This window comes from Pontibacillus sp. ABV4_188 (assembly GCF_056311905.1).
In genome coordinates, this window is record NZ_CM149975.1 from 2,194,395 (window position 1) to 2,219,949 (window position 25,555).

Sequence of the window (25,555 nt, forward strand, 5' to 3'; positions counted from 1 at the left end):
AAATTAGGATACTTATATATGTTATAGAAGATCCATACCAGGGTCTTAAATATTTTAGGAGGGTATGTGACATGGCTAAATATACAATTGTCGACAAAGAAACATGCATAGCATGTGGTGCTTGCGGGGCTGCAGCTCCAGATATTTATGATTATGATGATGAAGGCATTGCATTTGTCATCTTAGACGATAATAAAGGTACTGCGGAGATTCCTGAGGATCTTCATGAAGATATGGAAGATGCTTTCGAAGGTTGTCCTACAGATTCCATTAAAGTAGAAGACGAACCGTTTGACGGCGATGCATTGAAATTCGAATAAACTATCTCCCTAAAAAGATCCCTTCATAAATGGAGGGATCTTTTTATATCGGATTTTCCCCTAGCTCAGCCAACTTCTGACGCGCTTCTTTAAGGTCAAAGCTGCTAAAGTACCTATAATAATCCCCATCGATTATCCTGTAATGTTGACTTAAAACATTTTGTTGTAACACGTATCCGTTATGCTCATCTACTGACGTCCACCAAACCTTACCACCAAGCGTGCGCTGTTTAGGGCGGTTTACAGATTCGTGAGCAATCGTCTCTAAAACTTCTAGAGGATCTTCTCCCAATGTATTCTGTATGACTTCGCTATCTCGAAATAAAGCAACCATAGCCACTAACGTTGTCCAACTAGCTAGAATTCTACCCTTTTCTATTTGGACAAGAGTCTTTTTAGATACACCGAGAATCAAAGACATACGCTCCTGTGTATAGCCCCTTTCGACACGGACAAGCTTAACTTTTGGGGAAAGTTGCTCAACTAAAGAATGTTGGTCCATTATCATCAGTCCTAACATACGTCGATACCTTTATTTTAACATGTTCTATGCTTTCCTTCCTAGCTAAATGTTGATATAATATAAAACTGCAAGAACATACATACTATTGTCGAATAAGGAGGCATTCATATGGCTGAAAATAAAGTTATTGATGTGTTTATTGAAATTCCAACAGGAAGTCAGAACAAATATGAATTTGATAAGGAAAAAGGTGTATTTAAACTAGACCGCGTCCTTTTCTCTTCTCAATTCTATCCTGCAGAATACGGGTATATTGATGACACGTTAGCACTAGACGGTGATCCACTTGATGCACTAGTGCTTGTTACAAACCCTACTTTCCCAGGTTGCGTAATTGAATCTCGTGTTATTGGTTTCTTGAACATGATTGATGACGGAGAAGAAGATCAGAAGTTGATCGCAGTTCCTACAGAGGATCCACGCTTCAAGGATGTTCATACACTAGATGATATACCTCAGCATAAATTAAAAGAAATCTCCCACTTCTTCCAAACGTATAAAGATCTACAAGGTAAGAAAACAGAGATCGGAGAATACGAAGGTGTAGAAGCAGCTAACAAACTAATCGATGAGTGCTTAGCACGTTTTGAAGAAAAATAAATAATGAAAAAAAGCTCGCCTATTGGCGAGCTTTTTTATTCTATGGTGAACTCTGCTGTAAAGGCATAGGATTAACACTATAGGGAACAGAAATGGGTTTTGTTACATCATAATCCCCCACCTCCGGATCAGGAAGGTTGTTGAACTTAATTTGAGTAAAGCCAAATTGCTTAGCTGTCATGAGAATAGATTCAATCATTGTGATCAGCTGTTGGTCCCCTTCAATAGTGTTAGTGACATTAAAATTAACTTTAAGAAGTTCACCATCATGTTTTACGTCTTTAATATCCACCGCTTTTGGAATAGTTCCTTCAACTGTGAAGGCTGGCTCATCAACTTTAAGTTCATTTAAAGCTTCTTCTACCGTTAAGCCCTGAGTGATAGGGATGGAAATAAATAGTTTCGGACCATTTGGTGGAGTGTATAACTTGTAGAGAAATTTACCAGAAATATCAATTTCTTTTAACACCGCATTGTTACCAAGATTAACTCCTGGTTCACCATCTGTTGCAAGTTTAATAGTAGTCACATCAAGTGGGTTAAACATTTCTTTAAGAGACATTATAAAAATATTCTCTTGTGTAGAGGATTCTGGAAAATCATAATCGACAGGGAAATTTACCACAACGATCCCTTCCTCTTCGTTTATATCAAATGAAACAGATGAAAACTGATACTTTCTCACACTCCAAACTTCTTCTTCAAATGCATGAAGAGAATTGTACAATTGGTCAATGCTATTGACTTGTTGTGCTACAGAGAATGTAATTGGAACAACGTATTGACCTTGCAGATCTCCAAACGCCGCAATCGCATGGTGTTCTGCCTCATTTTCTTTCACAACTCTCGATATTAGAGAAGATTCCTTAGACATAGTATCATGGAAATTCGCTTCCGCCTTTTCAGATGAAGAACTTTCTTCTTGTGCATCTTCCTGTCCATTAGTGACTGATGGACGATCCATCTCATTATTATTTTGATCATTAGATTCTGCTTGGTCTTTGCTTAGTTCTGCTGTTTCATCAGAAGATGATGTATCATAAGCTTGCTGTTGGGTCATAGTGGGTAAAGCAGCGATGAAAAATAGAATGATCGCTGCTACTGAGGCAAGCCCTATGCCCCATCTAGTAGCCATTTTCTTTCGCTTAAATCCTCTTTGCAACTCTTTATTTCGCTTGTCAGAGATTTTACGATACAGCTCCTCAGAGTTTTGGCGGTCTTCTACATCAGGCATACTTTTCAGGAGATCTTTTATGGAGTCACTATTGTGATTTTTATTTCGTTTCACTTCTGATCCCCTCCTCGTCTTCCTCATTCATATAAGTTTGAAGTGCTTTCATACCTCTATGTTGTGTCGTTTTCACTTTACTTACAGTCATCCCTAAAATTTCAGCAGTCTCCTGTATAGACATAGACTGAATATACCTCAATATAATTATTGTCTTTTGATCTCTCGTACACCTTTCTAAACAATGGTACATCTTTTGAATTTCTTCATTCTGCAACGCAATTTCTTCAGGGATGGGCTGATCATCTTGTATTAAATGACCATGCTCCCCCCAGTCAAAGAAATCCATGATCCGATTCCTTTTTCGCTTTTGTTTACGAAAGAAATCGATTGTAACATGACGGGCTATCGAAAACATCCATGTTTTTTCACTACTATCCCCTTTAAATCGATCATAAGAATTCATGACTTTAATATATACTTCTTGAACGAGATCTTCAGCTTGCTCCCGATTCTTTACCATGTAGAATATAAATTGAAAAACATCTTTATGATATTTCTCATAAAGATCTTGAAATACGGAATCCATTCGTCAACCTCCCGTTCATAACATTAGTCGAAAAAATATGTAAAACGTTTCACTCGTTTCATACTATAAATTATTTCCAAGCGTTTGAATAGACCATTTCCTACCAAAATCAAATAATATCTAGTGTATGTTAAATAGTATAGCTACTATCACAACCCTTCTATATAAGGGACTTATGTGGAAGGATTAGAGTTGGATATTTCAGCAGGAAAGGTCCGCCTGCGTTTATGAGTGCTTGGGCTTGCTCGGGGACTACTCGCTTTCCTGCGGGGAGCTGGGAAGCCTCCTCATTCGCTTCGCTCTCTGCGGGGTCTTCCCTAGGCTCCTTTTCCCGCGGGAGTCTCGCAGTCCCCGAGCAAGCCCTGGCTGAAAAAATGAATGGCCCCGCATTTCACAACAGAAGGTCTGGAGTCGCTCTAAATGGCATGTTTTCGTTTATCCTTATATGGCAAAGGCGGGCCTGGAAACTGCGAGACTCCCGTGAGGAGGCTCACCAGCTCCCCACAGGAAAGCGAGTGGTTTCCAGGCACACCTTACGCTCAACTAAAGCTAACGGAAACATTCTCTCAGCTTCAAGTCTTCATGATTACTAACTTTATCTTGAAAAAGTCTAATACAATCAACTACAAAAAACACCCCAATCAGTTCATTGACTGATTGGGGTGTTTAAAAGAATGTATATTTTTACTTTCATATTGTTTAAACAAACGAGACAATACTGGATAGAGTACAACCATGAATACAACATTACCAACAGCATGATACGTGTCAAACGGGAGGCTGCTTAGCCAATAGGCAAAGAAATGATTGCCTACTTGACCGTATGTAACTGCCATCATAAATCCAAAGAAGTAACCACTTACACCAGCAAATATAGCATATACATACATCGGCACGACATGCCTATACTTTCCTAACCAGCCTGCTAGGAGGCCAATTAATGACCAGCTTACTATTTGAGGTAAGGTCCATATCCCCATGCCTAACAACATATTTGATAATATCGTAGTCACCACAGCTAGCACCACAGAATAGAAGGGACCTAACCAAATACCACAAATAATTATAATCGCTGTGACAGGCTGAACGTTTGGGTAAAAACTAAATAAGAATCTTCCAACGGTGGCAAGTGCAGCAAGCAATGAGATTAATGTTAGTTTATATAAGTTCATCGCTGTTACTCCCAGCTGTGAAAGTCAAATGAAACAGCATCTCCAGATTCTAACGTATATTCCTTTGCTCCGACCATAGCTTCTTCTCCATTAACGGAATAAAACCATGCTTTCTGCTCTCCATCTTTAGGAGCTACACCTTCAATTGAAGTAATGAAGCCTCCATTACTTCCCGTCTCTATATCAAAATTTTCTTTCATTACTTCCATTACAGTTGCTCCGTCTTCAATCTCAATTTCTTTTTCAGCTATAGCTTCTTCCCCGTTATCTGTTGTAATTTCCACTGTTACAAGCTGTTCTTGCTGTTCCTGTGTAGATGGACTACTTTCCCCACTATTTGCATCCTCTGTTGACTGACCACAGGCAGCAAGTCCTCCTAATACAAATATAGTCGCCATTATCATTTTCATTATTTGTTTCATTTCATCCAACCTCTCCATAAAATATGTAGTTGTTTCGTTGCATTACGAAGAGACGAAACGAAGACAGACCTTTTGTTACGAAAAAAGACCCTTCCTTTTAATGGAAGAGTCTTTGAGCATGACGGATCTCGTTAAAAAACAATGACAAGATAGGTCTCTCAAACGCTCAATCCTCGAAGCTTTGAAACGGTTAACCATGGCAGGTCTACTGACTTGTGTATCGATCTACTCGAGAGCCTTCCCTTATAATTATATAAAGTGGCATTTCCCTTTCGTCCACACGTACAGTTGCGAGGACAGTTCTGGATTCCAACCAGATTCCCTTTTCAGTTCTCATATGAGAGCACCATAGTTAAATTATGAAATTATATTATGTTTGTATCGTAGCATAGTTACTTTAGAAAAGGAAGTACTTATCTCTAGATGGTTTCATAGGAAACAAGATTGTTCGTCATGATTCGCAATCATTTGGAAGCTTGAACAAGAAGGTTGTTCCTTCTCCTTGCTTACTATGCACAGAAATGGAACCTTTATGAGCTTCTACTATATTTTTAGCAATAGCGAGCCCTAACCCGGTTCCTGACTTACCTCCTCCACTTCTCTTGCGTGACTTGTCTGCCTTATAGAAACGCTCGAACACAAATGGTAAATCTTCATCTGCTATCCCAATACCCTGATCGTGTATGGAGAATTGAACAGCATCTTCTTCCGTTACTCTGACAAAAACTTGTTTATCTTGTTCTGTGTGTCGAATAGCATTATCAAGCAAGTTGGTCAGTACCTGCTCGATACGGTCGTAGTCTAAATACACTTGCTGCAGGTTATTATCTACTTCTACATGTATCGAGATATTCTTTTCATTTGCTAATCCTGAGAATTTCTTCACGATTCGTTCAATATAATCATGAATGTTAACAAACTCCCTATTTAGTTGAATGTGTCCCGCTTCCATTCGTGCAAGATCTAGTAATTCATTGACAAGTCTTCCAATCCTGAGAGACTCATCATAAATGATCTTGGCTAATTCATTCTTATCTTCTTTGGATTCAGCAATATCATCTACAATGGCTTCACTATAGCCTTGTAACATAGAAATAGGCGTTCTGAGCTCATGAGAGACATTAGCAATAAAGTCTTTACGAAGTTTATCCAACCTTCGTTCTTCTGTCATGTCCCGAATTACCGCAACAGCCCCTCTCACATATGTTTTATCGTATAGAGGAGTCATGATTACTACGAAACTACGCCCTTGAACCACTAGCTCTGTCATGATTTCTTTCTCTTTTGTAATAACTTCTTGAAGCATATCTTGTAGTTCACCTGGTAAAAGATCGTGATTGGGCAATCCATTTTCATGTTCATAAAACCAAGCATCTATAAACTGATCAGCAGGAGGGTTAGTGACTAACATATGCCCTTTTCGATTTAGAGTAATAACACCATCAGCCATAGACCGAAGAATTCCTGATAACTGCTCTTTCTCTTGATTTAATGCATTTATATGAAACTTCAACTGTCTCCCCATACGATTAAATGCCATGGCCAGTTCACCAATTTCATCATGCGTCAAGATAGGAACTTTTGTATTGAATTCCCCACGCGCTAACTCGAAAGCGCCCTCCCTCATTTTTATAAGAGGAGATGTAATTCGTGTCGATAAGAAAAACGCAAAGATCGTTGTTAAAATAATCGCTATCCCAGCACCCAAGAAAATAATCTTAGTCGTTTGGGAAGTTGTTTGTTCAACAAAAGCAAGGGATTGATAGACGAAAATACCAGAACCTTGCTCAGCAAGAGGGATTCCTACAATCATGACATGTGTTTCAGTATCAGGTATAATATCTTCTTTCATAACCGTTTCCTTTGAATCAAACACGGTCGATAATGACTCATCCTGGTACAACCACTCCATCGGTACAATGGGTACATCCTCTTTATAGGTGGGAGAAATCCATTGATCTTCTTCATCAAACGCTACTACAATTCTGCTTGAAGGATCAATAATCTTCTCAGCAATTGAAAGGGCTAATGACCGCTCTTCGTATTCATCAAGAATATCTTCTACTTTTTCAGCAGTTTGCATTAATTCCTTTTCAGCTTGATAAATATGGTAACTTTCAAAGAATTCAAGTAATAATACCGTTAATATAAATAATACAAATGATACTAAAAGTAGTATGGTAAACCATAACTTACCTACTACACTTCGCCAGAACATTAGTCACCAACTACCTCAAATTTATACCCTACGCCCCATACTGTTACGATCATCTTGGCAGCGTCTTTAGATACTTTACTTAGTTTCTCACGGAGACGTTTCACATGTGTATCGACTGTACGCAAATCTCCAAAAAATTCGTATTGCCAAACTTCCTTCAAAAGTTGCTCACGGTCAAAGACTTTATCAGGAGCTTGTGCAAGGAAAAGTAGAAGTTCATACTCTTTAGGTGTTAAGCTAACATCCTTCCCATCAGCTTTTACTCTATGCGCATCATTATCAATTGTTAAATGATCAAACACCAATACATCTCTAGCTCCCGTTTCTGTTTGCAAGAATTTGGTGGATGAGGAACGCCTCAGTAAAGCCTTAACCCGAAGCACCACTTCTCTTGGACTAAAAGGTTTAACGATATAATCATCAGTCCCCGCTTCAAAGCCTTGGACACGATTTGACTCTTCCCCTTTGGCTGTCAACATAATAATTGGAGTTGCCTTTTTCTCTCTTATGTCCTGACACACTTCAATACCATCTTTTCCTGGCATCATTAAATCCAAAAGTATGAGATCAAAATCGTCACCAATAGCAAGCTCTAGAGCCTCTTCCCCGTCTTCAGCCTCCACAACTTCGTAATTTTCTCTCTCTAAATACATGCGGATTAACCGACGGATTCGTTCTTCATCATCTACTACGAGAATCTTTCCACCCTGATCCATATTTCTATCTCCCTTCTATTTGCAACAAAGGCTACAAATCTTAAGATTAGCAGCCTTTGTAGTGTATTACGCATATGAATGTAGTCCTGCTAACACGAGGTTAACAGCTATTAAGTTAAACATGATTATGGCAAATCCAATAACGGCTAGCCACGCCGATTTCTCCCCGTGCCATCCAGCACCTAAGCGTAAGTGTAAGAATACTGCATAGAACAACCAAGTAATGAGAGCCCAAACTTCTTTTGGATCCCATCCCCAAAAACGGTTCCATGCTATTTGTGCCCAAATCATTGCAAATATCAGTCCTCCCAGTGTAAAAACTGGGAATCCAATTGCCACTGCACGGTAAGAAACTTCATCTACTAATGATGGCTTCACCCGAGTCAATTTGGGTTGAATCGCTGCAGCAACCCGCTTCCTTAATATAAGACGCGTCAACACGTATAAGACAAGCCCTACTAGAAGGGACCAAATCATTGTATTTAACTTTCTTGCTGCCTTCTCGCCTTGCATCCAAGAAGGAGCGTCTATTAATGGTCCGGTTGCGCCATCTGTTTGCATCGTGCCATCTGTTGGTCCAACAATAGGAAGCAATGTATAATCAACTGTATTAGCTTCCACTGCCTCTCCTTCTGCAGGAACTTCAAAGGTAACTTCGTAACCACCTAAGCGGAATCCGGTTGTGATCACAATAAATCCAATGACCGCAAAAAGAGTATAAATAATAAACTCTAGCCACGCGTTCTTTTTCGTTTTTTCAGATTGATCTAACGTTTTAATTAAGTATAAGAGACCCGCACCAAAACTGACTGCTAGTATTGCTTGACCAAGAGAAACAGTAGAAACATGAATATACAGCCAATGTGTATTTAACGCTGGAATTAATGGCGAGATCTCACTAGGAAACATACTCGCATAGGCAATGATTAATAAAGCAATTGGTAATACGAAAAGCCCTAGTACATTTAATCGGTATATGAAGTATATAACGATGAAAGCGAGAACAAGCATCATACCAAAGAAGGTCGTATATTCAAATAAATTACTTAGAGGGGCATGTTGGCTAGCAATCCAACGGGTTATAAAATAGCCTATTTGTGCTACAAATCCAACGATGGTAATGGTAATACCGATCTTACCAGCCTTAGATTCTTTCTGTTGAGCATCTTTCTCCCGTATCGTACCTCCGAAAAAGAAAGTAGCGATTAAATAAAGAAAGAAGGATGCATAGAGTAAATTACTACTAATTGTGCTTAATTCCAACTTTATTCCTCCTTACCCTTCAAAATATTTCATGGGTTTACTCTTTTAACTCCTGTTGGTCTTCTGGTGGCTCCACACTAGTTCCATCTAATGCTTTCTCTAAGTCATTCTTAAGACCAAACCAGTTCTTGTTTGTGTGACCCGCAACCCAAAATCCTTGTTCTTTAGGTTGAATCCATATACGCCTATGGTTCCAATACATTCCTTGTATAACCCCAATCATAAAAATGGCGCCACCAATACCTAAAAATGGCAGTGTATAGTCTTTGCGAATGGTCAATCCTGTCACATCTCGCATTTCTAAATCAGTAATACCGATTTTATATTGGTTCTCTCCACTAGGATCTAAATTAGAGCCAATCGCCAAAAAGTTCACTTCAGGCTCTTCTTGCCCTGGTGGATAGACATGGAACACGAACGCAGGATCTTTCGGGTATTTGGAGAAAGAGCTTGGAACCCCATCTTTCATTTCAAATTCAGGGTAGTAATCATAAAGCTCAATTCGATATCCATTATCTAATGTATACTCAGATTTCGGATCAACTAAGTCAACTGTAAACTCACCGATCGACTGTTCTTCTGCATCGCTTCTTTCATGAAGCTTAAATGTCATTGTCTTGAATTCATTTAACTGATAGGTTGTTTGATAAATAGCGAAACCATCAATTTTCAAAGGTTCATTTACACGAATCTCTCCTTCTTTTACTTGCTTCAGTTCAGGATCTACGCCTGGAAGAGATTCATCTGTTCGTTGATAAAGAACCGCATTCGTTTGATAATTTTTTGGTACAGAACCACCTTGTTTTTCAATTGATTCTTTATAACGTTCATCATTTTCATCATACATCTCGACAATGAAATCTTCGTTCTTGATGTAATATTCCCCTTCGGTTCCTTCTATCATTTTTGTTTCGCCTTCACGTACCCATACGTTGGCATCTACATACATAGACGGAACAAATCGCATTAAAGCACCTAATAGGAAAATGATTAACCCTATGTGATTCACATAAGGGCCCCAACGTGAAAAGCGTCCTTTCTCCGCGAGAACATGTCCATTTTCTTGAGTTACTTTATACCGACGTTCTTTTAATTGTTCAATAACTCTATGGTAATCTTGTTCGGAAGCATATTCAGCTTGGCCAAATAAACGCTGTCTCTTCATAAAAGTCTCATGACGTTTTGGCTTTTGTTTTTTTAATGACCGATATAAAGGAACGACGCGATCAATACTTGCTATAACCAAAGAGACTCCAATTGAAGCAATTAAGATCATATACCACCAAGAACCATATAAATCATGAAAGCCAAGTTGATAATATATTTGTCCAGCCATTCCGTAGTTTTCTTCATAATATTGTTCAGCCGGTAATGGAGATTGATTATTCATTTCCTGCGGAAAAATCGTTCCTAATGAAGAAGCAATTAATGTAATTGCAATTAACCAGACCCCGACCTTCACAGAAGAAAAGAAATTCCAAATTTTATCAACCATTGTTTTATTATAGGTTTTTGAACGTCTTGCACTTCCATCGTACCGCATGTTCAATAGTTTGTTTTCATTGTTCCCATCAATATGCTGATTCTCTTCAACTGGTTTCCCACAAGCTTCACAAAGAACGGTCCCCTCCGGGTTAACATGACCGCACTCACATTTAATTTTGTTCATGTAAAAACCTCTCTATCCCTTGGCTCGTTTAAGACTCAGGTGTGATGTCTTTTAAATACCCTTCCAGACGATCAAGCGTTAATGGTCCAATAATTTTCTTTTCGATTGTACCGTCTGGGTTAATAAAATAACTAGCCGGTAAGTAACCTACCCCATATTCCCCCATGACTTGGCCTTTTTGATCATGAACAATTGGGAATGATATGCCATATTCTTTAAGAAAACGTGTAACGACAAGTTCACTCTGGTCGAGGTTAACTGCCAGAATTTCTACGTCTTTATCCTTGTATTTCTTATATAACTCTTCCATATAAGGCATTTCATCTTTGCAAGGTTCACAGTATGTAGCCCAAAAGTTCACCATTACACCCTTACCCTCAAAATCTGATAAGGCTAGAGTATCTTTCTCATGATTAACCGTTTTCAATTTAAAATTAGGGGCCGTGTCCCCTTCTTTTAAAGCAGCCTTCTCGCCATCTGTAAAGGAGGAATAGAGCGCAAACCCAACGGCAATTGCTAAAATAGCTAATACTACACTTCTAAAAATAAATCTTTTTTTCTTCTTATTCGCCATGTTTGTCACTCCTCCCGCACATTATACCATTTTCCATAGTGGTAAACTTTGAAAATTTAGTTACAATTTTATTCAGATGCCTTTTTTAGTAATTTTACTTCATGTGGAGTCATTTCACGACATTCCCCTGGTTGTAGGCCTTCAGTCGATAAGAAACCATAGCGCTCGCGCTTCAACTTATCCACAGGATAACCTAACGCATCAAACATTCGGCGTATTTGTCGGTTCTTCCCTTCATGTAGTACCATTTGAATAATAGATGTATTCTTCTTGCGATCACTAGACAACATTTTAGTGTGAATAGCTTTCAAATGTTCACCATCTGATTTGATTCCTTTTTTCATGCTTTGCAATTCTTCTTTAGTAGGTATACCTTTTATCTTTGCTACATATACTTTATCGATTTGGTGTTTCGGGTGCATGAGTGACTGAGCAAACGATCCATCGTTTGTTAAAATAATTAAACCTGACGTATCATAATCAAGGCGTCCTACTGGATAAACACGTTCATTAACTTCAGGTAAAAAGTCAGTCACAACTTTTCGGTCTTTATCATCACTAACACTTGAGATAACCCCTCTTGGTTTATACAACAAGTAATAGACAGGAACTTCTTTTTCAAGAGGTACCCCATCTACTTCAACAGTGTCATTTGGGCCAACTTTAGTTCCAAGCTCATTTACAACCTTCCCATTCACCTTCACTCTTCCATCAACAATATAAACTTCCGCTTTTCTTCTGGAGGTTACTCCACTTTTCGCGATTACCTTTTGCAATCTTTCCTGATGATTTGCCATTTCCAAACTCCTTTTCAATCTATATTATGTAGACCGTTTATGCATAACAAATGCGCTAACATGAAGATGTTAACGCATTTTCATCTTAACGCTTTTGTTAACCAAATACAATCGACACAACGATGATAGAGGCAATTATACCAATAAAATCAGCAATTAGTCCAACTTTCAATGCATCCCCCATCCTCTTAATACCAACAGCACCAAAATACACAGTAATAATGTAAAGAGTCGTGTCCGTACTGCCTTGCATAGTAGACGCAAGTCTTCCTAAAAAGGAATCAGGACCGTGAGTACCTATAATCTCTGTTGTCATACCAAGAGCAGCAGTCCCTGAGATGGGGCGAACTAGAGCTAAAGGTACAATATCAGAAGGGACACCCACAAGCTGTAATAAAGGGGAAAATATTCCGACAACCGCTCCCATGGCACCAGATGCTCTAAATATAGCAATCGCCACCATCATCCCTAACAAAAAGGGAATTAAACTCACAGCCATTTTAATTCCTTCTTTGCCTCCTTCAACAAACGTCTCATATGTTGGAACTTGTTTAATTGTTCCTACAATTAATACAAGTAAAATGATTAAAGGGATCATCCATGTACTTACCGTTGTTAACCATTGCATTACTTAATCCTCCTCTCGCGCAGCGAGTAGAAAAAGCGATCTACTAAAATAGCTCCAAATGTGGAAATCAAAGTAGCTACAATAGTAGTAGCTACAATTTCAGTAGGAGCAATGGATTCATATTTCATACGAATTGCAATAACGGTAGTCGGGATCAACGTAACACTAGAAGTGTTAATAGCTAAAAAAGTAATCATTGAGCGGCTTGCCTGATCACTATCGGGTTGTAACTTCTTCATTTCTTCCATTGCTTTAATTCCCATTGGTGTAGCAGCATTACCAAGTCCAAATAAATTCGCTGAAATATTCGATAAGATATAGCCCATAGCGGGATGATCATCAGGTATATCTGGGAAAAGTCGCTTAATCAATGGGCGAAAAAAGCGGGCTAAAAGCTCTAATAACCCCGCTTTTTCGGCTATTTTCATTAGTCCTAACCAAAAGACCAATACACTCATTAGACTAATACTAAGCATCACAGCATCATCAGCTGTTTGAAATAGCTCCTCATTTACATTCGCCATTGTCCCATTAAACATAGCAAAGATAATTCCTCCAGCTGCCATGAAAACCCATATTAGATTAACCATCTATTTAACCCCGATAAGCTCTTTAAATAAAGAGAAAACAGTCTGAGCAAAGCTCTTTGTTTGATTAGCGGGTTTTGGATTTGCCATGACAGGAGCTGTTGCCACCACCTCTTTGTTCACTTCAAATAGTGCTTGGCCTAATACAGAATTGACAGATTCATATTCTGAAGGTTTTTGAATTTGTGTTTTAGTCATTACTTGCTTATACTCCTGATCTGTTAATGGAACTTTAACCTCATCCCATAAGTAACCAGTCGTTGAATCAAGAGACTGTTCTCCATTTTCCCTTAAGTCCCTCATTTTGAAAGACTTAAATCCCCAATTAAACGCATGGATATGATCATTCCAATCATCAGGTCCATTTAATGTAACCATGATAAGATTCATTCCATCTTTTTCAGCTGTAGAAACAAGTGTACGCCCCGCCGTTTTTGTGTAACCCGTTTTCCCTCCTGTACTATAGTCATATAAACGGGTGAGCAGTTTATTTTTATTGCCCCATGCATATGTTCTCGTCTCAGACTTATACGTTGTCGTACCCGCTATCTTCTTGTAGACGTCATTTTCCATAGCGTACTTTGTAAGAAGAGCCATATCATAAGCGGTAGAATAATGACCATCCGCATCCAGTCCATGAGGGTTCTCAAAGTGCGATTGATTCATGCCAATCCACTCTGCCTTTTGATTCATAAGGTGGACAAACCCTTCCATACTCCCTCCAACGTGCTCAGCGATTGCCATGGCTGCATCATTACCGGAGCGAAGCATTAAACCATAGACGAGATCTTCTAGTTTCATCTCCTCCCCTTCTTCTAGATAAATAGATGATCCTTCCGTGTATACAGCACGTTTAGAAGTTTCAACTGTTTCATCCATCATTCCAGATTCAATTGCAATGATCGCTGTCATAATCTTTGTGATACTAGCGATATTTCTCTTTTCATGAGCTTGCTTTTCATATAACACTCGTCCTGTTTCTTGCTCCATCAACACCGCATTACGCGCTGAGACTGAAGGTTTAGCATCCACCTTTAAAGGAGCTAACACTAAACTTAAACATACACATATTAAAACGATCCACTTCAGCTTCAAGGGGAGTCCTCCCATTCAATAAACTTTGTACTAACATATGCGAAGCTGACAAGCATATGAATCATTTTGGAAAGCCTAGTTATGAATAAAAACGTTAAAAAGCCGTGAGCGCAAGGTCTCACGGCTTTCTTTTACTAATATAGGCTCCACTTTAAATCTTTTACAGATATAAGCCTTTCCTCAACATCTTTCCAGTTCACAATATTCCACCAATTCTCCACGTAATCTCCGCGCTTATTTTGGTATTGCAAATAGTAAGCATGTTCCCATACATCTAATGCTAGGAGGGGAACTACATCCCATAGCGAGACATTTTGGTGCTTTTCTACTGTTTGAATGGCTAACCTGCCGGACCGCATTTCCCAAACTAATAAAGCCCATCCCACACCCTCTACAGATTTAGCTGCATCTGTAAACTGTTTCTTAAATGCTTTAAAACCACCAAAATCTTTATTAATTTGCTTTAATAGCTTCTCTTCAGGCTTTCCTCCTCCCTCCGGAGACATATTAAACCAAAATATGGTGTGTAAGAAATGGCCAGAACCATGAAAAGCTTGTTCTCTCAACCAGTGCTTGATAAGGGAGTCTTCTCCGTTCTTTCGAAGTTTCTCTAACTCGAGTTCAGCTTTATTTAAACCATTAACATAGCTTTGATGATGAACATCATGATGTAAGCGCATGATTTCTTTTGAAATATAGGGCTCAAGAGCATTATACGAGTATGGAAGCGGAGGTAGCTTATGTTTGCCAATCGGTACACGTCCCGTATCCCTATTAGCTTCAACATGATCTTCTAAATGATAGATGATCCTCTCCCCTTCACGTACAACATCTTCCATATCAGTAGCAGTAATTTCTTCTTTACGGAGGGTGTTTTCTATCATTTTCTTCCACTGACTAAAATCTTTCAACCATCCCTCAAGCTTACTTTTTTCTATAGGTGCTTGTTTTAAGGTTCCCTCTACTTCATCCGCCCAGTTCAATAATGATCGTAAGTATTGTCTTCTTTCTTGTTGCATACGATATCACCTCGACGTATCGTATGCCCCTCGCCTAAAAAAAGTGAAAAGCTCCTCTTTATTAAGAGGAGCTTCTTTGATCTTCCTTCATAACCATCTTAGTATGATAATCAGTTTCATAATAGGCCAATTCTTCTCTCATTTGCTGGAACGCTTTCTCAAGTTGTACGATTAATACACGAAATGACTGCGGAGGCTCATGATGATATTTAATTGCATCTTTACCAGTATAAGCTGCCCTGCTATCTTCGTACCATATATCCCCTTTTGGAGAAAAGAATTCCATGATGCATTGATGATAAATACCATAAAGCGTTCTTTCCGCTGCAGGCTTACGGAATGTTTCTGAATTTAAAATAATTTGCACAGCATCATAGGCCTCATCACAAAAAACCTCTAAGCGACGTAATGCCTTCAATAATAGCTTATAGTATTCCTGATCCTTGCTCCCCTCTTCAAGAAGCATGGCCCCAATGGATTGTTGATTTAAATAGTCATTCGTATCAGCAACAGACTTCTTTAAGATCCCTTTTACCTCTTCCATCTGCGCACGAACCATTTGATTACTCATTTAAAGACCCCCTTAATTTAGGTCAATCATAAAAGAATTAGAATACACACAAAGCATGGCTCACAGAACTCATCTATGAAATCTATTACTATGTTACATACCTATTCGACACATCCCTCACAATGTCCTTTTTCAATGATCGGTAGAAGATTGAAATATTGTTTTGAGGAGACGGAAACGCGCCATATCTTGCACTCTAGGCAGTTAGAGCACTTATAATACTACAGCGGTCCGTTCAGCCATTTAAAATTAGGGCTTGCTGTGGGACGACGAGACTCCCCCGGGGTGAGGAGCCTATCCAGTTCCGTAGTGGAGGACCTAGCCCCCACTAGATAACGGACCTAACCCTGTCTTTAATAAAAAACCTTCCTGTAATCAGGAAGGTTCTGATGAATCGTCAAATGTTTCTTGGAAAGACTCGAAGAATAAATCGGCTTCATCTTCCATATCCAACTGCTCAGCACCTTCTGGTAAAGGTGGAAGTTCGTCAATAGAAGTTAAGCCAAAGTAGGTTAAAAAGTCCGTCGTTGTACCATACAGAATAGCTCGACCACTTCCTTCTTTTCTTCCCCGCTCCTCAATTAGAGAGCGATTAATCAAGGTTTGAATTGGTCGCTCACTTTTAACCCCCCGTATTTCTTCAACTTCGGTACGTGTAATAGGTTGTTGATAAGCAATAATAGCAAGTGCTTCTAAAGCTGCTTGGGATAAGCGGGAAGAGTGCGGAGCATCTTTCAATCTCTGAAAGTAAGCAGAGTGCTCTGGCTTCGTTGTTAAATGAAAGAAAGCTTTTGATTGCATAAGAGAAATCCCTCTAGATGACTGATCGTAATCTTCTTTAAGTTGTTGTAAAATCTCTTCAATTGTTTTAGGATCTACTTCTATAATTTCAGCAAGTTGTTTCTTCGTCATACCTTCGTCTCCTGCCGCAAATAGCAATCCCTCAACAATTGCTTGTAATTCGTTCGTTTCCATAAATCACTATTCCTCCATTTTGTATAACACGAGTTCATCGAAGTGGTTTGATTGTTCACAGTATACTTCTCTATTTTTCATAAGTTCTAAGATTGCTATAAAGGTTACAACAATATGGGTCCTTGTTGGAAAAGGAAACATTTCAAAGAAACGCACACCGTTCTTAGAATTGGTGATGACGCTTCGCACTTCATTCATACGATCTTGTATAGGGATTTCTTGGCGCTGTATCCGAGTTTCTAGAGGCTGTTCCCATTTCTTACGTTGGAAAAGCTTTTGCATCGCCCCGACCATGTCATAAATAGACACATTGCCCTGTGTAGTAACTGATTGCTGCTGTTCTTCCTCTCCCTCTAAACTCATTGGAGGTCGGGTATATATTTGAGTCGCTTCTTCTCGTTCTTTCAACTCATCAGCAGCCTCTTTGTATTTACGATATTCTATTAATCTGCGCATTAATTCTTCACGTGGGTCTTCTTCATCGTATTCCTCATCTTCCACTTCAAGTTCCTGATTTGGAAGGAGCATTTGGCTTTTAATAGCTAACAGCGTAGCTGCCATCACAAGATACTCGCTCGCTATATCCAGTTCTAGTTTCTGCATCGTGTGGATGTAGGCCGTGTATTGCTCTGTAATGGTAGCTACGGGAATATCATATATATCAATTTCATAGCGGTTAATCAAATGAAGCAAAAGATCCAGCGGACCTTCAAAAGCATCAATTTTTACCGTATAACTTGTATTCATACTTTAACCCTCTCTAAAACGCACAAAAAGTAATCCACTTACATGGATTCTAAAAAAATATCCAGTACCGGTATAAACGCCCATACACAATGGAGTGATTCCTCATAATGTATACCGTAAGATAAATGTTATCAAAAAAACATTTATCCGTTAACAGAAAATAAGGAGGAATTCAATATGAGTTATGGTTATGGTGGCGGATTTGCGTTAATCGTTGTGTTGTTTATTCTATTGATCATCGTTGGTGCTAGCTGGTTATACTAATCAGTAGCGTCTATAGAGGGAGCTAAAAGATAGCTCTCTCTTTTTACTTATTCACCTTATTCGCATCGATGTTTCATCATATGATACACTTATCTTATTCGATAAGATTTGAAAGGAGGCTGCCCTTTGTTTGACCAAGCCTACATTGATTATCTAGCACATTTCCATGGCACAAGAGATTACTTTGAATGTCATGAACTTCTTGAAGAACGCTGGAAAGAAGATACACCACTTGACAAGAACGCGGTTTGGGTAGGCCTCATCCAACTAGCTGTTTCCTTGTATCACCATAGGCGTAATAATTTCACCGGAGCTAAAAGGACCATTGAAAAAGCAGAAACCATCTTATCTAGCCATTACTACTTCCTCGGTCAATATGGTTTAGAAGCTAAGGCTTTGTTATCTAAAATTGATTTAATTCGCGAACGAATTGACCAGCAAAAACCTTACAAAAGTATAGAACTACCCATTCTGTCTTTAGAACTAAAAGATGCCGCCTTATTAAGATGCAAAGAATGGGGAGTTTCATATAATACCCCGAGTAACCTAGATGACGTGTCGATTGTGCACCGTCACTCTATGAGAGACCGTTCAGATGTTATACAAGAACGAAAAGATGCATTAGCAGCACGGCAAAAAAATCGTTAACTAACGAAAAAAGCCAGCTCCACCTTACAGAGGAGCTGGCTTTTCTCATTTTATAACTAAAGTTTATGATCCACAATGGTCTACAAATGCCTCGGTATACTCATTAGAACATACATCATATCTTTCACCCAGTTGTCGCTTCACAGCATCTACCATTTGCTTTCCAATGCCTGAATTTCTATGAGATGGATTAACCGTTACGTGCTGAATAACAGCTTTCGATTGATCATCAAACTGAATACCAATTGCACCCAGGATATCTTCCTCTTTCCAAAGATACAGTTGCCAGTTATCATTACTCTCATATTCCCTAATTGTTTGCAACAACTTCTTTACGTCTTTTTCTTCTGGCATGAAAGAAAGTAGACCCATAGCAATTTTTTCAAAACTTTTCTTATATCGAATTAACATATTAACCCCTCATTATGAAAATAACTTTCCAATGATTGACAACAAGATGATTATAGAAAATTTATTTTTACTTCCTATTCGAAGTGTTTATATACAAAACTATTTCACGTTAACATTTTTGGTTTTTCAAGTCCGACAAACTTCTTTACTTTATCACAAAAAGAATCCAGTATATGACGCCCCACAACATACTCACTCCGAGTAAAATAGAGAAAAGGGTCCAATTCTTTTTCTTCATCTTTTACTCCTCCCTTATTATAACGACATTCGTTAAATATGCAAGCCTTTCTCCCCTCTAACATACTTAGTGCCACTTATCTTTTATTAGAAAAGCAGCGTCTTTCATAACCAAATACCCATCTGACCGTTTACCTTTTATCCTGAATGGAATAAGGTTTATGATAAATAACCAACAATTAAAAACCATCATGAATGAAACAATGGAGTAAGGAGCATACAGGTAGATTCCCCACGAAATCACCGCTCCTGCTAAGCTAAATAATGGTCCTCCTAATGATATAGCGATTCGATCCCCTGGATTGAAACCTTCCTGCTTATCATAAGAAACCATAGCTCCCAAAAAATACCACAAACCAATATGTATATGATAAGACAGGTTCACTTGAATTTTTAGAGAAGGCCCACTTCCTAAAAAAACCTCAACACGCTCCGCACCAGCTATCCTGGCCAACAAGGAATGGCCTAACTCATGCAAGAGCAAACAAAAAGGTGCAACTATAAAAACAAACCATGCGAATACTACCATTTAAAGGCTCCTTCTCTCCAAATCTACACATATTCTCCCCCTCTTCACCGAATATTGCAAGTCTACAGTTAAAAACCCCCACCCTGAATTATCAACTTTGCTCTTCTAAAGGGAAGTAATGTTGAAGACTCGGAGTTGAGTGAGCTTTTCCGTTTGCTTTAAGTGAGTGTAAGGTGGGCCGTTCATCTCTTTAAAGCAGGGCTTGCTCGGGGACTGCGAGACTCCCGCGGGGAAAGGAGCCTAGGGAAGACCCCGCAAGGAGCGTAGCGAATGAGGAGGCTTCCCAGCTCCCCGCAGGAAAGCGAGTAGTCCCCGAGCAAGCCCAAGCACCATACACGCAGGCGGCCCCTTCCAGTTGAGATACCTCAACTCGGGGTTTGTATATAAGAGATCTTATAATAAAAAAGACTGTTCCATTTACATGGAACAGTCTTTAGAGAAAATATTAGTCTTCCCAAACTTTAACTTCTTGCATCACATCACCTGGTTGGATGCGTAGTACAGTATCCATACCATCTGTTACTTGACCAAATACTGTGTGCACACCATTTAAGTGTGGCTGCTCTTCGTGTACGATGAAGAACTGGCTTCCACCAGTATCTTTACCTGCGTGGGCCATGGATAGAGAGCCCGCTTGGTGAGTATGTGGATTACCTTCTGTTTCACATTTAATAGTGTAACCTGGTCCGCCTGTTCCATTTCCTTTAGGACAACCACCTTGAGCTACGAAGCCTGGAATTACACGGTGAAATGTTAAGCCATTATAAAACCCTTCGTTTGCTAACTTTGCAAAGTTCTCAACTGTACCTGGTGCTTCATTTGGGTAAAGATCAAAATGGATCACTTCACCATTTTCGAATGTAATTGAACCTTTATTCATGTATAGTTCCTCCTGTACATTATGTGCTGTATTTAGATGCCGTCTGGAGGAGTGTAAGGTAAATCTAATCGAGTCATTTCCTGATAAGATTCCCGTTTGATAACCAATTGGTGATAACCATTTTCTACAAAGACAACAGCTGATTTCGGAAATCGGTTATAATGATTGCTCATAGAATACCCATAAGCCCCCGTACTAAAGGTGGCTAAAAGATCCCCACTCTCCACTTCAGGGACATCTATATCCCATATTAACATATCTCCGGATTCACAGCACTTCCCAGCGATAGAAACCGTTTTGGTCTTCTCTTGTTTTAGCTTGTTAGCAACAACAGCTTCATATTTGGCTGAATATAAAGCAGGACGTAAATTATCAGTCATACCACCATCTACTGCCACATATGTACGTACCTTTGGGATTTCTTTAATGGATCCAATTGTATATATAGTAACCCCTGCATCTCCAACAATAGCACGCCCAGGTTCAATCCAAATCTCAGGCAAATCAAATCCATAATACTTCACTTGCCCTTTCACTTCTTTCACTAATTGATGCACGTAGCGAGAAAGTGGCAGAGGCTCATCAGATTCGGTATACTTAATCCCAAATCCGCCTCCAAGATTCAACACTTCAGGGTAAAATCCGTATGTTTCTTTCCAAGAACCTAAAGCTTCGTAAAGTTTACGAATGGCCATGATAAAGCCATCTGTCTCAAAAATCTGTGACCCAATATGACAATGTAATCCTTTTAAATTCATATGGTGCTGATCTTGAAGTAGATACTTAACTGCTTCTTCCGCTTGCCCATTCCATAAATCAAAACCAAACTTTGAATCTTCCTGCCCTGTTAAAATATAATCGTGTGTATGCGCCTCAATACCCGGGGTCACACGTAATAATACATCCATAGGTGCATCTCTTTCAGCCAATAGGCCTTGTAACAATTCCATTTCCCAAATGTTATCTAAGACAACACAGCCTATTTCGTGCTCAATCGCCATTTCTAATTCAGGAATGCTTTTGTTGTTTCCATGTAAATGTATTCGTTCAGGAGGAAAATCGGCTTCAAGTGCTGTGTGTAACTCACCTTGTGAAACTACATCTAAGCTAAGACCTTCATCTTTAGCTACCTGAAGCATTGCTATAGAAGAGAATGCTTTTGAAGCATATGCAACTTGCGCTTGAACTCCTAACTCTTTAAACGTTTCTACAAAGTTACGAGCATTCTCCTTAACTTTATTTACGTCATATACAAACAATGGTGTACCATAGGTTGAAGCAAGTTCAACTACGTCTACGCCACCTATTTTTAAATGTCCCTTGTCGTTCATATTGTAAACCATTCTTCTTCACTCCCATTCTACCCAAAACAATTAAAAAGAAGACAGAAAAGACTGCCTTCTTTCATTCATTAGAAGATTAAAATAAATTTACCACACCAATACGTGTTATTCAATAATCAAATGTTATTGGCGTTGGTTGTTTTGGGGTTTCACAATACTAGGCCTATTCTTAGCTAAAGGTACTGCTACCCGGAATATAATTTGCGTTAAAGCACCGAAGTTAAATGGAAGAAAAGGCCATAGATACGGTGTGTTCAACGAATTCGTCCGTGTCAGCAGAAGAATATATAACGTAAACCCTATTACAAACCCTTTTATTCCAAAGGCCGCGGTAATTAACAATAATATAATCCGACTAATTTTATTGGCAACGCTTAGTTCATAACTAGGTGTGGCAAACGACCCTATTGCACTCATAGACACATATAAGATGACTTCGGGTATAAATAACCCTACATCAATTGCTATTTGCCCTATTAATACAGCAGCAATTAGACCCATTGCGGTTGAGAGAGGGGTTGGTGTATGAATGGCTGCAATCCTCAAGAACTCAATCCCTATATCCGCGATTAATAACTGCGCAAATACCGGAATATTACTCTCATCGTGAGGACCAATAAATTTTAAAGACTGAGGTAATAAAGTGGGGTCATTAACCATTAAGAGCCAGAAGGGCAATAAGAATACAGACATAAAAATACCTAAGTATCGAACCCATCTCACAAAAGAACCTACCATGGGCGCTTGGCGGTACTCTTCTGCGTGTTGCACATGGTGGAAAAACGTAGTCGGAGTAATAATCATACTTGGAGAAGTATCTACCATAATTAATACATGACCTTCAAACAAATGAGCTGAAGCTACATCAGGCCTCTCCGTATACCTAACAAGAGGAAAAGGGTTTTTCCCTTGACTGACGAGATATTCTTCGACAGTTTTATCCGCCATAGATAATCCATCTATATCAATATTCTTTATTTCTTCTTTAATTAGATTAATTAAATCCGGATCCGCTACATCTTGTAAGTAAGATAGACAAATATCCGTCTTAGAACGTTCACCCACTTGAAATATTTCATGGCGGAGTCTTTCGTCTCTTACCCTCCTTCTTGTTAAAGAAGTATTTTCAATAATGTTTTCTGTATATCCATCACGAGACCCTCGTACAACTTTCTCAGTATCTGGTTCACTAGGTGACCTCCCGGGGTACATACGCACATCTACAATGAACGCTTCACTATACCCATCAACAAACACAATAATTAAACCTGAGAGGAGCTGAGTCGTAGCTTCACCTAAATCTTTTACCTTTGATACTTGTTGGTGCACTAAACGGTTCTCTACTATGGAAAATAATTTAGACTTATTATGCCGTTCAACATCATTAATCTCGATTAATTTCTTCATTAATTCAATAATATATTGAGTATCACACATACCTGTTAAATAATAAATATCAATATCTCTTTCGAACACTTTAATTTTCCGAAACCCCAAATCGAATGAGATTCCTACTCCAACACGATCTTTAAGAAACTGTTCATTTTCTTTTATTTTGGAAGAGATCGGTTGACTACTCCCCTTCTTCATTTTCATCAGCCCTTTCCAAAATCAGTTCAATTGCTTTTCTTGTTATTGGCACTCCCTTTTTCAAATCATCTTGACCATACATCTTCCCGATATCTCCAATAGCAACAACAGTCGGGATGTCCAGCTCATCAAGGGAATAAACCGTATCACCACTAATCCGTCCGATTTCCATTTCTCTCTCGCCTTCTTTATCAACACCCTGTGCTACAATCTCACCCTTACGATCGATCGCAAAAGTGAATCGAGACCACTCCCTATAGCGAGTATGGGAAGCTACTGCGATTGCTCCTATTATAGTAATAGATGATTCTTTCGCAAGATCGAGTAACACACGTTCTCCTGGGCCTACACCTTGAATCCCTGCATCATCTAACAAAACATATACAGGCTCTTCTTTCGCTCTATTTACCGCTTTTATAATCTCTTCAGAAGAAGCAGTAGTTGGGTTGGCTGAATATTGGGCCAGAGACGTGCCTCCAATCTCTCCCGCAAGGTAATCAATGGCTTTCCTGGCATACTCGTCTCCATCTGTGATGACAATAACTTTTTTTAAAAGCATATACATCTATCCTTTCGGTTTGAATATGAGAGCCACTAAAAATCCAAATAATATGGCAGAAGCGATACCAACAGATGTTAAGTGAAAGATCCCTATTCCGATGCCCAGAAGGCCGTTCTTGTCCGCTTGTTCCATAGCGCCATGTAATAAAGAATGTCCAAAACTTGTGATCGGAACGGTAGCGCCAGCTCCAGCAAACTCAATTAACTTGTCATAAATATTAAACCCGTCAAGCACAGCACCTGAAACAACGAAGGAGGCCATTACATGAGCAGGGGTCAACTTAAAAACATCCAGCAAAATTTGTCCTATCACGCAAATCGCACCACCGACTACAAATGCCCAAACGTAATCCATTATTGACCCTCCTCTCTCATTAAAACGACGCCATGTGCAATCGTTGGAATTGATTCCTTCTGTTGAACCATTGTAGGGCTCATCAAAGCACCTGTAGCTACAACTAATATACGTTCGTACTTCCCTTTTTCTAGAGCTTGAACTAAATGGCCATAAGTTACCACAGCAGAACAAGCGCAGCCACTGCCACCCGCAAAAACTTCTTGATCACTGTTATATATCATTAATCCGCAATCATTGTGCATTTGGTCTACATTGTATCCATCCTCCTTCAACATATCTTTTACAATCGGACTTCCTACTCCTGAAAGGTCGCCCGTTGCAATAAGGTCGTAATCAGATGGTAATCGGCCCATATCTTCTAAGTGTGCCTTTATTGTGTCATATGCAGCGGGTGCCATAGCAGATCCCATATCAAAGGGATCCTTTGCTCCATAATCCATTACTTTACCAATCGTTGCTGCTTCAACTCTTATACTTGATCTTTTCTTACTTATTAATGCAGCTCCTGCTCCTGTTACTGTCGAAGTAGCCGTCTTTGGTTTTTGTCCTCCATATTCAGTCGGGTAACGAAACTGCCTTTCAGCTGTAGCATTATGACTACTTACAGCAGCTACTACATGATTAGCAAACCCTCCGTCCACAAGTGCACTACCTACCGCTAACGTTTCCATTGAAGTTGAACAAGCTCCAAACATACAAAGAAAAGGAATCGAAAGGGATCTAGCTAAATAATTTGACGTCACATTTTGATTTAATAAATCTCCAGCCAAAAATAGATCTACTTGATCTTTAGTGATGTCTCCCTTTTCTATACAAGATTGCACTGCAGTTTCCATTAACTTGCGCTCAGCTAATTCCCAATTGCTCTCATCACAATGAAGGTTTTCAAAGCTCGTATCAAACGTTCCAGCTAAAGGCCCTTTTGCTTCCCTGGGCCCAACAGCTGTGCCTGTAGCATTAATATATATAGGGTTCTCATAAACCCACGATTGCTTCCCTTGTTTACGCATCTTGAACACCT

The 25,555-nt window shown here is 39.2% G+C and carries 30 protein-coding genes and 1 riboswitch; of the genes, 4 read left to right on the forward strand and 26 right to left on the reverse strand.

Translation table 11 applies throughout. The features are described from left to right. The first annotated feature begins 71 nt into the window (after positions 1 to 71). On the forward strand, positions 72 to 320 hold the full coding sequence (locus tag ACYX4O_RS11255; protein ID WP_036779494.1) for a ferredoxin: 249 nt from the start codon (positions 72 to 74) through the stop codon (positions 318 to 320). A 43-nt stretch (positions 321 to 363) separates the two neighbouring features. On the opposite strand, the gene ACYX4O_RS11260 is transcribed toward ACYX4O_RS11255, so the two are convergent. Beyond that, positions 364 to 822 (reverse strand): helix-turn-helix transcriptional regulator, encoded by a 459-nt coding sequence (locus ACYX4O_RS11260; RefSeq protein ID WP_476350935.1) that lies wholly within the window; start codon positions 820 to 822, stop codon positions 364 to 366. A gap of 129 nt (positions 823 to 951) precedes the next feature. On the opposite strand from ACYX4O_RS11260, the gene ACYX4O_RS11265 reads away from it, so the two are divergent. Next, complete coding sequence (locus tag ACYX4O_RS11265) at positions 952 to 1,443, forward strand: inorganic diphosphatase (RefSeq protein ID WP_476350937.1); 492 nt, start codon at positions 952 to 954, stop codon at positions 1,441 to 1,443. Positions 1,444 to 1,483: 40 nt separating this feature from the next. Here the strand turns inward: ACYX4O_RS11265 and ACYX4O_RS11270 are convergent, their stop codons facing one another. From ACYX4O_RS11270 to ACYX4O_RS11350, 17 genes are all read right to left on the reverse strand, one after another. Next, complete coding sequence (locus tag ACYX4O_RS11270) at positions 1,484 to 2,731, reverse strand: hypothetical protein (RefSeq protein WP_476350939.1); 1,248 nt, start codon at positions 2,729 to 2,731, stop codon at positions 1,484 to 1,486. Next, a complete protein-coding gene (gene sigX / locus ACYX4O_RS11275) occupies positions 2,718 to 3,260 on the reverse strand; it encodes an RNA polymerase sigma factor SigX (RefSeq protein ID WP_476350941.1) in 543 nt (180 codons plus the stop codon). The genes ACYX4O_RS11270 and sigX overlap by 14 nt, the downstream gene beginning before the upstream one ends. Before the next feature lie 641 nt (positions 3,261 to 3,901). Next, positions 3,902 to 4,432, reverse strand: coding sequence for an ECF transporter S component (locus ACYX4O_RS11280; protein ID WP_476350943.1), 531 nt, complete (start codon positions 4,430 to 4,432; stop codon positions 3,902 to 3,904). A gap of 5 nt (positions 4,433 to 4,437) precedes the next feature. Continuing rightward, positions 4,438 to 4,854, reverse strand: coding sequence for a DUF4430 domain-containing protein (locus ACYX4O_RS11285; RefSeq protein ID WP_476350945.1), 417 nt, complete (start codon positions 4,852 to 4,854; stop codon positions 4,438 to 4,440). A gap of 181 nt (positions 4,855 to 5,035) precedes the next feature. Then, positions 5,036 to 5,220, reverse strand: a riboswitch (cobalamin riboswitch). 85 nt (positions 5,221 to 5,305) lie between these two features. Beyond that, on the reverse strand, positions 5,306 to 7,072 hold the full coding sequence (locus ACYX4O_RS11290) for an ATP-binding protein (protein WP_476350947.1): 1,767 nt from the start codon (positions 7,070 to 7,072) through the stop codon (positions 5,306 to 5,308). After that, positions 7,072 to 7,788: a response regulator gene (locus ACYX4O_RS11295; protein ID WP_188650374.1), complete on the reverse strand. Its 717-nt coding sequence runs from the start codon at positions 7,786 to 7,788 to the stop codon at positions 7,072 to 7,074. Before ACYX4O_RS11295 ends, ACYX4O_RS11290 begins: the two co-directional genes overlap by 1 nt. 66 nt (positions 7,789 to 7,854) lie before the next feature. After that, positions 7,855 to 9,051 (reverse strand): c-type cytochrome biogenesis protein CcsB, encoded by a 1,197-nt coding sequence (gene ccsB, locus ACYX4O_RS11300; protein WP_476350949.1) that lies wholly within the window; start codon positions 9,049 to 9,051, stop codon positions 7,855 to 7,857. Positions 9,052 to 9,088: 37 nt separating this feature from the next. Continuing rightward, positions 9,089 to 10,720 carry a cytochrome c biogenesis protein ResB gene (gene resB, locus ACYX4O_RS11305; RefSeq protein WP_476350951.1) on the reverse strand — a complete coding sequence of 544 codons (1,632 nt, stop codon included), beginning with the start codon at positions 10,718 to 10,720 and terminating at the stop codon, positions 9,089 to 9,091. 28 nt (positions 10,721 to 10,748) lie between these two features. Continuing rightward, positions 10,749 to 11,294 (reverse strand): thiol-disulfide oxidoreductase ResA, encoded by a 546-nt coding sequence (gene resA, locus ACYX4O_RS11310; RefSeq protein ID WP_476350953.1) that lies wholly within the window; start codon positions 11,292 to 11,294, stop codon positions 10,749 to 10,751. 68 nt (positions 11,295 to 11,362) lie between these two features. Next, entirely contained in the window at positions 11,363 to 12,091 is a 729-nt protein-coding gene (locus tag ACYX4O_RS11315; protein ID WP_188650382.1) for a pseudouridine synthase, read from the reverse strand. A 97-nt stretch (positions 12,092 to 12,188) separates the two neighbouring features. Beyond that, entirely contained in the window at positions 12,189 to 12,719 is a 531-nt protein-coding gene (locus ACYX4O_RS11320) for a spore maturation protein (RefSeq protein WP_476350956.1), read from the reverse strand. Next, the gene (locus tag ACYX4O_RS11325) at positions 12,719 to 13,309 is read right to left on the reverse strand and encodes a nucleoside recognition domain-containing protein (RefSeq protein WP_476350958.1); all 591 of its coding nucleotides are present in this window, start codon (positions 13,307 to 13,309) and stop codon (positions 12,719 to 12,721) included. The genes ACYX4O_RS11320 and ACYX4O_RS11325 overlap by 1 nt, the downstream gene beginning before the upstream one ends. Beyond that, positions 13,310 to 14,401, reverse strand: coding sequence for a D-alanyl-D-alanine carboxypeptidase family protein (locus ACYX4O_RS11330; RefSeq protein WP_476350960.1), 1,092 nt, complete (start codon positions 14,399 to 14,401; stop codon positions 13,310 to 13,312). Positions 14,402 to 14,535: 134 nt separating this feature from the next. Then, positions 14,536 to 15,420 carry a superoxide dismutase gene (locus ACYX4O_RS11335; protein ID WP_476350962.1) on the reverse strand — a complete coding sequence of 295 codons (885 nt, stop codon included), beginning with the start codon at positions 15,418 to 15,420 and terminating at the stop codon, positions 14,536 to 14,538. A gap of 61 nt (positions 15,421 to 15,481) precedes the next feature. Next, a complete protein-coding gene (locus ACYX4O_RS11340; protein WP_476350964.1) occupies positions 15,482 to 15,991 on the reverse strand; it encodes a DUF3907 family protein in 510 nt (169 codons plus the stop codon). A 375-nt stretch (positions 15,992 to 16,366) separates the two neighbouring features. Further along, the gene (scpB, locus tag ACYX4O_RS11345) at positions 16,367 to 16,966 is read right to left on the reverse strand and encodes an SMC-Scp complex subunit ScpB (protein ID WP_476350966.1); all 600 of its coding nucleotides are present in this window, start codon (positions 16,964 to 16,966) and stop codon (positions 16,367 to 16,369) included. 6 nt (positions 16,967 to 16,972) lie between these two features. Continuing rightward, positions 16,973 to 17,713, reverse strand: a complete 741-nt coding sequence (locus ACYX4O_RS11350) for a segregation/condensation protein A (protein WP_476350968.1) — start codon at positions 17,711 to 17,713, stop codon at positions 16,973 to 16,975. A gap of 177 nt (positions 17,714 to 17,890) precedes the next feature. Between ACYX4O_RS11350 and ACYX4O_RS11355 the strand changes: the two genes are divergently transcribed. Together ACYX4O_RS11355 and ACYX4O_RS11360 are read left to right on the forward strand one after the other, a co-directional pair. Further along, entirely contained in the window at positions 17,891 to 17,977 is an 87-nt protein-coding gene (locus ACYX4O_RS11355; protein ID WP_036779535.1) for a YjcZ family sporulation protein, read from the forward strand. Positions 17,978 to 18,103: 126 nt separating this feature from the next. After that, positions 18,104 to 18,625: a DUF309 domain-containing protein gene (locus ACYX4O_RS11360; RefSeq protein WP_476350970.1), complete on the forward strand. Its 522-nt coding sequence runs from the start codon at positions 18,104 to 18,106 to the stop codon at positions 18,623 to 18,625. Between the two features lie 63 nt (positions 18,626 to 18,688). On the opposite strand, the gene ACYX4O_RS11365 is transcribed toward ACYX4O_RS11360, so the two are convergent. The 8 genes from ACYX4O_RS11365 to spoVAD all read right to left on the reverse strand — a co-directional run bounded on the left by ACYX4O_RS11365 (position 18,689) and on the right by spoVAD (position 25,544). Beyond that, positions 18,689 to 19,036, reverse strand: coding sequence for a GNAT family N-acetyltransferase (locus ACYX4O_RS11365; RefSeq protein ID WP_476350972.1), 348 nt, complete (start codon positions 19,034 to 19,036; stop codon positions 18,689 to 18,691). A gap of 304 nt (positions 19,037 to 19,340) precedes the next feature. Next, positions 19,341 to 19,802: a site-2 protease family protein gene (locus tag ACYX4O_RS11370; RefSeq protein WP_476350974.1), complete on the reverse strand. Its 462-nt coding sequence runs from the start codon at positions 19,800 to 19,802 to the stop codon at positions 19,341 to 19,343. 445 nt (positions 19,803 to 20,247) lie between these two features. Beyond that, entirely contained in the window at positions 20,248 to 20,682 is a 435-nt protein-coding gene (locus ACYX4O_RS11375) for a peptidylprolyl isomerase (RefSeq protein WP_476350976.1), read from the reverse strand. Between the two features lie 32 nt (positions 20,683 to 20,714). Continuing rightward, entirely contained in the window at positions 20,715 to 22,025 is a 1,311-nt protein-coding gene (lysA, locus tag ACYX4O_RS11380) for a diaminopimelate decarboxylase (protein WP_476350978.1), read from the reverse strand. A gap of 123 nt (positions 22,026 to 22,148) precedes the next feature. Continuing rightward, positions 22,149 to 23,615 carry a spore germination protein gene (locus tag ACYX4O_RS11385; protein WP_476357093.1) on the reverse strand — a complete coding sequence of 489 codons (1,467 nt, stop codon included), beginning with the start codon at positions 23,613 to 23,615 and terminating at the stop codon, positions 22,149 to 22,151. Then, complete coding sequence (spoVAEA, locus tag ACYX4O_RS11390) at positions 23,599 to 24,174, reverse strand: stage V sporulation protein SpoVABEA (protein WP_476350980.1); 576 nt, start codon at positions 24,172 to 24,174, stop codon at positions 23,599 to 23,601. The genes ACYX4O_RS11385 and spoVAEA overlap by 17 nt, the downstream gene beginning before the upstream one ends. A gap of 6 nt (positions 24,175 to 24,180) precedes the next feature. Further along, positions 24,181 to 24,531: a stage V sporulation protein AE gene (gene spoVAE, locus ACYX4O_RS11395; protein WP_036779553.1), complete on the reverse strand. Its 351-nt coding sequence runs from the start codon at positions 24,529 to 24,531 to the stop codon at positions 24,181 to 24,183. Beyond that, positions 24,531 to 25,544, reverse strand: a complete 1,014-nt coding sequence (spoVAD, locus tag ACYX4O_RS11400) for a stage V sporulation protein AD (protein WP_476350982.1) — start codon at positions 25,542 to 25,544, stop codon at positions 24,531 to 24,533. The genes spoVAE and spoVAD overlap by 1 nt, the downstream gene beginning before the upstream one ends. Positions 25,545 to 25,555 lie beyond the last annotated feature (11 nt).